Origin of the sequence: Flagellimonas abyssi (genome assembly GCF_019457905.1) — a bacterium.
GTDB lineage: Bacteria > Bacteroidota > Bacteroidia > Flavobacteriales > Flavobacteriaceae > Flagellimonas > Flagellimonas abyssi.
Window position 1 is genome coordinate 166,689 of the sequence record NZ_JAHZSV010000013.1, and the last position, 7,007, is coordinate 173,695.

A 7,007-nucleotide genomic window follows, 5' to 3' on the forward strand; every position below is an offset into this window, starting at 1 on the left:
TCTACCGATGAATGGTCTGGAGCCTGTCCGGACCTACCGATACAATCTTAATTGGAACGTTCAGTTGTTCTTCCAAAAAGGCGATGTAATCATTCAAAGTAGCCGGTAAATCCTCCGCTTTGGAAAGTTGGGTCAAATCTTGCGACCATCCCTTCATTTCCTTGTAGATAGGGGTGACATATTCCTCTTCTATGCTGTATGGAAGGTGTTTAATTTCCTCTCCTTTGTACTTGTAAGCGGTACATACCTTGATGGTGTCAAAACCACTAAGCACATCGGCTTTCATCATCATCAGTTCTGTTACACCGTTAATTTGAACGGCGTATTTCAAGGCAACCAAATCCAACCAACCACAACGTCGGGGTCTTCCTGTTGTTGCACCAAATTCGTTTCCGACTTTGGCCATGGTAGCACCGTCTTCATCAAATAATTCGGTAGGGAAGGGGCCGCTTCCCACTCTGGTGGTATAGGCCTTGAAAATTCCCAACACATTTTTGATATTGTTAGGAGCAACGCCTAAACCAGTACAGGCACCGGCAGCGGTAGTGTTTGACGATGTTACGAATGGATAGGTTCCAAAATCAATGTCCAAAAGAGAGCCTTGTGCTCCCTCTGCCAATATTTTTTTGCCCTCGGTCTGTGCCTTGAAGATATATTCCTCACTATCAATGAAGGTTAATTTTTTCAATGTTTCCACACCTTCGCAGAACTCGGCTTCTAATTCATCAAGGTTGTATTGGATGTCCACATTGTAAAAATCAATCATGGCTTCGTGTTTGTCGGCAAGGGCTCGGTATTTTGTTTTCCAGTCGTCGAACTCCAAATCACCTACTCGCATACCGTTACGGCCAGTTTTGTCCATATAGGTGGGGCCGATACCCTTTAGGGTAGAACCGATTTTTGCTTTTCCTTTGGAAGCCTCAGAAGCCGCATCTAACAATCGGTGTGTTGGTAAAATCAAATGAGCTTTACGCGAAATAAAGAGCTTGGTTTCGATGTCTATATTGAATTTCTCCAAGTTATCGAGCTCCTTTTTAAATATTACGGGGTCGATTACGACTCCGTTACCTACCACATTGATGGCATTTTTGTGAAATATTCCGGAGGGAATGGTGTGCAAAACGTGTTTTATACCATCAAATTCCAAAGTGTGCCCTGCATTTGGACCTCCTTGAAATCTGGCGATAATATCGTATTCCTTGGTCAGTACATCAACAATTTTTCCTTTTCCTTCGTCTCCCCATTGGAGTCCAAGCAATAAATCTACCATGTAATATGTGGGTTATTCAGTTAGGTTTTTTTCTTTGTTTCGGGTTCCGTAGAAGTATAATGAGTGGTTACTGATTTTTATGTCAAAGACCTCCTCAATGGTTTTTTTGATGGATTGAATGCGTGGGTCACAAAATTCTACCACCTCTCCGGTATCGGTCAGTATCACATGGTCGTGCTGACGGTCAAAATAGGATTTCTCGTACTGTGCCTGATTTTTTCCGAATTGGTGCTTTCTGACCAATTTACATTCCAATAAAAGTTCGATGGTATTGTAAAGCGTTGCACGACTCACCCTATAATTCTTGGTTTTCATTTTAATGTAAAGGGATTCTACGTCAAAATGATCGTCACTTTCATAAATTTCCTGTAAAATGGCGTAGCGTTCAGGTGTTTTGCGGTGTCCTTTTTCCTCAAGAAAGGCCGTGAACACGTTTTTTACAATTTCCTGATTTTTATTATTTCCCATGGCTTTCTACCTATGCTAATGCACAAAGGTACAGTTAAAATTTAAATTCTGGTCACTTTATCTATACCTTCGACCTGCTTTAAATTGTTCATCAGCCGTTGTAGGATATTATTGTTTTTTACCACGAGCGTAATTTTTCCCTTGAAGGTTCCGCCATCTGCACTAAAATTGAGGTTCCTCATATTTACGTGCATATTTTCCGAAATAATTTTGGTGATATCCTTTACCAGACCCATGTTGTCGATGCCCGTGATTTGGATGTCGACGGAAAATTCTTCTTGAGATGAATCTATCCATTTTGCACTAATGATGCGGTAGGCATAGTTGGACTGAAGTGAAATAGCATTGGGACAGTTCTTTTTATGAACTTTAATGCCATCGTTTACACTTACGAAGCCAAATACCTCGTCCCCAGGTATGGGGTTGCAGCATTGTGACAATTTATAGTTGAGCCTTTCTTCCTCTTTACCAAAAACAAGCAGATCGTATTTGGTGGTAATCTCATTTCTGTCAACATCTTTTGGGGTAGGACTTTTACGTATCCTGTTTTTGAAGAAATTGATAAATGCGTTGTGATAGGACGAAGAGAAATCTTTCAACTTGTCGTTGTCGATAACCCCGATACCAACCCGATAGAAAAGGTCCAAACTGGTTTTTAGTTTGAAAAAGGTCACCAATTTGTTCACGGTGTCCTCGTTCAGGTTAATTTTCTGTGCCTTGAGTTTGCGGCGTAGAATTTCCTTCCCTTCTTCGGCGACTTCTTTTTTCTCCTCGCTTAGCGATGATTTGATTTTGGAACGTGCGCGGGCCGTTTCGGCATAGTCCAACCATGTTTGTGTAGGTTTGGCACTTTCGGAGGTGATGATCTCAACCTGATCGCCACTTCTTAGTTTTGTTCCCAGCGGAACCAATTTTCCATTGACCTTGGCACCACGGGTCTTCATCCCAATTTCCGTATGGATATTGAAAGCGAAATCCAAAGCCGTCGCCCCTTTCGGCATGGATTTTAAATCTCCTTTGGGAGTGAATACGAATATTTCTTTGGAGTAAAGGTTGAGCTTAAATTCCTCCACAAAATCAACCGCGTTGCCATTGGCGCTTTCCAATGCTTCCTGTAATTTGTTCAGCCACTCCTCGATACCTTGCTCTTTTTGCGCTCCGTGCTTGTATTTAAAGTGGGCGGCATATCCTTTTTCGGCAATCTCGTGCATGCGCTCACTTCGAATCTGTACTTCTACCCATTTGCCCTTGGGGCCCATAACGGTAATGTGAAGTGCTTCGTAACCCGTAGATTTTGGTGAGGTAATCCAGTCGCGTAAACGGATAGGGTTGGGAGTAAAGTGATCGGTTACTATGGAGTAAATTTTCCAGGCAAGGAACTTTTCGTTTTTCTTGTCCGATTTATAGATGATACGGATTGCGAATTTGTCATATACTTCATCAAAGGTGACGTTTTGTGTCTTCATCTTTTTACGGATGGAGAAAATGGACTTCATCCTGCCCTTGATAAAATAATTGAGTCCCTCTTTATCCAAAGATGTCCTGATCACATTGGAAAAATCCTCGATATAGGCCAAGCTCTCTTCTTCGGTGTCCTCTATTTTGGCATAAATGTCGTTGTAGACCTCTGGTTCCGTATACTTTAGGGAAAGGTCCTCCAAATGGGTTTTGATGTTGTACAGCCCAATTCTATGGGCCAGTGGCGCATAGATGTAGAGGGTTTCCGACGCAATCTTCACTTGTTTGTGCTCCGGCATGGAATCCATGGTGAGCATATTGTGGTAACGGTCGGCTATCTTGATGATGATTACCCGAACGTCATCATGCAGGGTCAGCAGCATTTTACGGAAGTTTTCCGCTTGCTGACTTATATCCTTGTCCTTTTTAAGGTGAGCAATTTTGGTGAGTCCATCCACAATCCGGGCAACCGTCTCACCGAACATCCGCTCAATATCGGCCAATGTATAGGCGGTATCCTCAACTACATCGTGCAGCAGGGCAGAGGAAATGGAAACGGCATCCAGGCCTATTTCCGAAGCTACGATCTTAGCCACGGCAATGGGGTGGAAGATGTAGGCTTCCCCGGATTTTCTTCGCTGGTCCTTGTGGGCGTCAACGGCCACATCAAAGGCGGAACGAATCAACTTCTTGTCCTCGTCCGTCAATGTTTGGTAGCTTATGCGAAGTAATTCCTTGTACTGCTTCGCAATCTCCTTGTTCTCTTTTTCAATAGCAGCCTCTGTCATAGTATATTAAATTTACTATAATCTTATTATCTAAACAACAAAAACTATGCCTTTAGGTTTCGGATACGTTCCACTAAAGGGGGGTGCGAATAGTGCACAAATACGTAAGCTGGGTGAGGTGTTAAATTGCTCAAACTCTTTTTGGACAACTTTTTTAAGGAAGAGACCAAAGGGGTTGCCGCAAAAGTATTTTTCGCAAAGTCATCCGCCTGAAATTCGAATTTTCGGGATAAATAGTTCATAATCAATCCAGTGACTTCGGATATTGGACTGTATAACAATGCAAACCCGACCAATGCCGCATGGAAACTTGGTGTGGAGACCCCAATGGCCAAGGATATTTCTGGATGGTTGATGAACAATGAAAGAACGAACAACGTCAAACCTGTGGTCAATAGCGAAACTACAAGATTTACAATAATATGGTTGCGTTTATAGTGACCTACTTCGTGAGCTAATACAGCCACAATTTCATCTTCGCTAAGGTCGTTGATCAAGGTGTCGAACAAAGTGATTCTTTTCTCTTTTCCAAATCCTGAAAAATAGGCATTTGCTTTTGTGGATCGCTTGGAACCATCGATCACAAATATATTTTGAAGCTCGAACCCGACTTTTTGCGCATAATTTTCAATGGAACTTTTTAGACTACCATCTTCAAGCGGTGTCTGTTTGTTGAAGATGGGAACAATCAATCGGCTATAAAATAGGTTGATAAACAAAATGAAGATTCCAACGGCAATCCATGCGTAGATCCAAAAATATTGCCCTGTGGATTGATAGAACAACATGAACAATGTCAAAATCCCTCCTCCAAGAACAACGGTTAGAATGCTGCCCTTAATTTTATCGGTGAAAAAAGTGGATTTTGTTGTTTTGTTGAACCCATATTCTTCCTCGATCACAAATGTTCGGTAATAAGAGAATGGAAGTCCCAAAATGGCACTTCCCAGCATAACGATTCCAAAGAAAATCAATGCCATCGGAATGGGTTTTTCAGTGATGGAACGCGTGAGTTGGTCCACCCATTCAAAACCTCCTAAAGCAAGAAAGCAGATGGTCAGAATCAATGAAAAGCCATCCGAAATGACTCCAAATTTATAATTGATTTTCTTGTATTGTTGCGATTTTTGATATTCCTGTTCATCAAACACATCGGCAAGTTCTGGTGGCAAAGCCGATTTGAAACGCTTGGCATTCAAGTGTTCCAAATACTGGTGAGCCAGGTATTGGACCACAAGTATGGCCAGAATGATATAAAAGAGTACATTTTTTTCCATAGCTTAAAATCCGCGCTGGCGCTTCGCCTCAAATATAAGTATTGCAGCGGATACCGAAACATTCATGGAGTCTATTTCTCCTTGCATCGGTATAATTATGTTTTGGTCGGAATTTTGAAGCCATTTTTCTGTCAATCCAGTAGCTTCCGTACCCATTACAAGGGCAGAAGCGGCTTTAAAATCGCACTCCACATAATTTTTGGAAGCGGTGAGGGCGGCACAGTAGATTTTGATTTGGTTGGTTTGTAAAAAATCAATGATTTCGTCCGTTGTTCCTACGCCAATCTGATTGGTAAACAGGCAGCCCACGCTGGAACGGATAATATTCGGACTATATAGGTCTGATTTGGGGTTTGCTATTAAAACGGCATCCACGGCTGCGGCATCCGCAGTGCGCAAAAGCGCGCCGATGTTTCCTGGTTTTTCTGTGGCTTCGGCCACCAGTACCAAAGGTGTTTCATCTTTGAAAACGATGTTTGCCAGCGTATGGTCTTTGGAACGCATCAAGCCCATGATGCCTTCGGTGGTCCCCCGATGGGCAATTTTACCGTAAACACTTTCGGAAACTTGGATAATTTCTTGGTCGGAAGTCTTGGTAAAAGCTTCAACGGAGCTGGAACCCATCAGTTCTGGACAATAGAGAAGCGTTTGCAAAACATAGCCTCCCTTTTGCGCCAATTCAATCTCCCGTTGGCCTTCTACCACAAAAACTCCTGCTTTTCTTCGTTCACGGGACTTTTCTTTGAGTTGCAGAATCTTTTTTACCAAGGGATTCTGGGCACTGCTGATGAATTTAGCTTCCATAGGGGGTAAAAATAGCCATTCCTGTAATTATAAAAAGGGCTTTTCGACCAACTGGTAAAATTTAATCCATGAACAAATTAACCATCCTATTACTTTTTATTGGCCTAACCGCCTGTAAACAAAATCTCAAAACAGAAAAAAATGAAACGCCAGTTCAGCAGGAACTGCTTGTTGATGAAGCTGTTTACCCTGATGCCTTGACGAAAGTTTTTGATGCACATGGAGGTTTGAAACAATGGAAGTCGCAACGAACAATATCCTTTGTGCTGCCAAAACCAAACCAGTCCGAAACCCATACCATTGATTTATGGTCCCGAAAGGATAGAATTGACACGGAACAATTTTCGATGGGTTTTGACGGAGAACAAGCTTGGCTCTTGAATGAAAGTGGGAACTATGAAGGCGATGCAGGCTTTTATCATAATTTGATGTTTTACTTTTATGCCATGCCCTTTGTGTTGGCAGACGAAGGTATCCTATATTCTGCTACCGAAGATTTAGAATATGATGGCAAAAAGTATCCTGGTCTTCAAATAGCCTATGAGTCGGGTGTTGGCGCTTCATCCAAAGATGAATATTTTATTTATTATGATCCAGAGAGCCACCAGATGGCTTGGTTGGGTTATACCGTGACCTATCGTTCTGGGGAAAGTTCGGATAATGTAAAATGGATTCACTACGATAACTGGCAAGAAGTGAATGGACTGGTGCTGCCAAAATCGATTACATGGCATAAGTATGAAGGCAGAACGATTATGGAACCGGCAAGCACGGTCAATTTTGAAGAAGTTATGCTGAGTGAGGATGCCAAACCGAGTGCGTTTTACGAAAAACCAGAAAATGGAGAGTACGTTCCCATTAAGATGAATTAATTCACAAAAACAAAAAAGGCGCTCAATTGAGCAGTCATGGTCGGAAGATTATTCTTCCGACTTTTTTGTT

The 7,007-nt window shown here is 42.2% G+C and carries 6 protein-coding genes; 1 reads left to right on the forward strand and 5 read right to left on the reverse strand.

The window, feature by feature from the left end; genetic code table 11:
* Window position 1: 1 nt before the first annotated feature.
* The 5 genes from K1F36_RS11230 to K1F36_RS11250 are packed head-to-tail and all read right to left on the reverse strand — an operon-like array spanning window position 2 to window position 6,065.
* Entirely contained in the window at window positions 2–1,270 is a 1,269-nt protein-coding gene (locus K1F36_RS11230; RefSeq protein WP_220113898.1) for an adenylosuccinate synthase, read from the reverse strand.
* Window positions 1,271–1,282: 12 nt separating this feature from the next.
* Window positions 1,283–1,738 carry a Fur family transcriptional regulator gene (locus K1F36_RS11235; protein WP_166248686.1) on the reverse strand — a complete coding sequence of 152 codons (456 nt, stop codon included), beginning with the start codon at window positions 1,736–1,738 and terminating at the stop codon, window positions 1,283–1,285.
* A 41-nt stretch (window positions 1,739–1,779) separates the two neighbouring features.
* Window positions 1,780–3,984 (reverse strand): RelA/SpoT family protein, encoded by a 2,205-nt coding sequence (locus tag K1F36_RS11240; protein ID WP_220113899.1) that lies wholly within the window; start codon window positions 3,982–3,984, stop codon window positions 1,780–1,782.
* A gap of 44 nt (window positions 3,985–4,028) precedes the next feature.
* Window positions 4,029–5,261, reverse strand: a complete 1,233-nt coding sequence (locus tag K1F36_RS11245; protein ID WP_220113900.1) for a M48 family metallopeptidase — start codon at window positions 5,259–5,261, stop codon at window positions 4,029–4,031.
* Window positions 5,262–5,264: 3 nt separating this feature from the next.
* Complete coding sequence (locus K1F36_RS11250; RefSeq protein WP_220113901.1) at window positions 5,265–6,065, reverse strand: TrmH family RNA methyltransferase; 801 nt, start codon at window positions 6,063–6,065, stop codon at window positions 5,265–5,267.
* A gap of 68 nt (window positions 6,066–6,133) precedes the next feature.
* Between K1F36_RS11250 and K1F36_RS11255 the strand changes: the two genes are divergently transcribed.
* Window positions 6,134–6,937 carry a DUF6503 family protein gene (locus tag K1F36_RS11255; RefSeq protein WP_220113902.1) on the forward strand — a complete coding sequence of 268 codons (804 nt, stop codon included), beginning with the start codon at window positions 6,134–6,136 and terminating at the stop codon, window positions 6,935–6,937.
* Window positions 6,938–7,007: the final 70 nt, after the last annotated feature.

What these genes read in the sequence shown, in the direction of transcription:
- K1F36_RS11230 (WP_220113898.1), bottom strand. Translation starts at nt 1,270, where the DNA reads ATGGTAGATTTATTGCTTGGACTCCAATGGGGAGACGAAGGAAAAGGA.
- K1F36_RS11235 (WP_166248686.1), bottom strand. Translation starts at nt 1,738, where the DNA reads ATGGGAAATAATAAAAATCAGGAAATTGTAAAAAACGTGTTCACGGCC.
- K1F36_RS11240 (WP_220113899.1), bottom strand. Translation starts at nt 3,984, where the DNA reads ATGACAGAGGCTGCTATTGAAAAAGAGAACAAGGAGATTGCGAAGCAG.
- K1F36_RS11245 (WP_220113900.1), bottom strand. Translation starts at nt 5,261, where the DNA reads ATGGAAAAAAATGTACTCTTTTATATCATTCTGGCCATACTTGTGGTC.
- K1F36_RS11250 (WP_220113901.1), bottom strand. Translation starts at nt 6,065, where the DNA reads ATGGAAGCTAAATTCATCAGCAGTGCCCAGAATCCCTTGGTAAAAAAG.
- K1F36_RS11255 (WP_220113902.1), top strand. Translation starts at nt 6,134, where the DNA reads ATGAACAAATTAACCATCCTATTACTTTTTATTGGCCTAACCGCCTGT.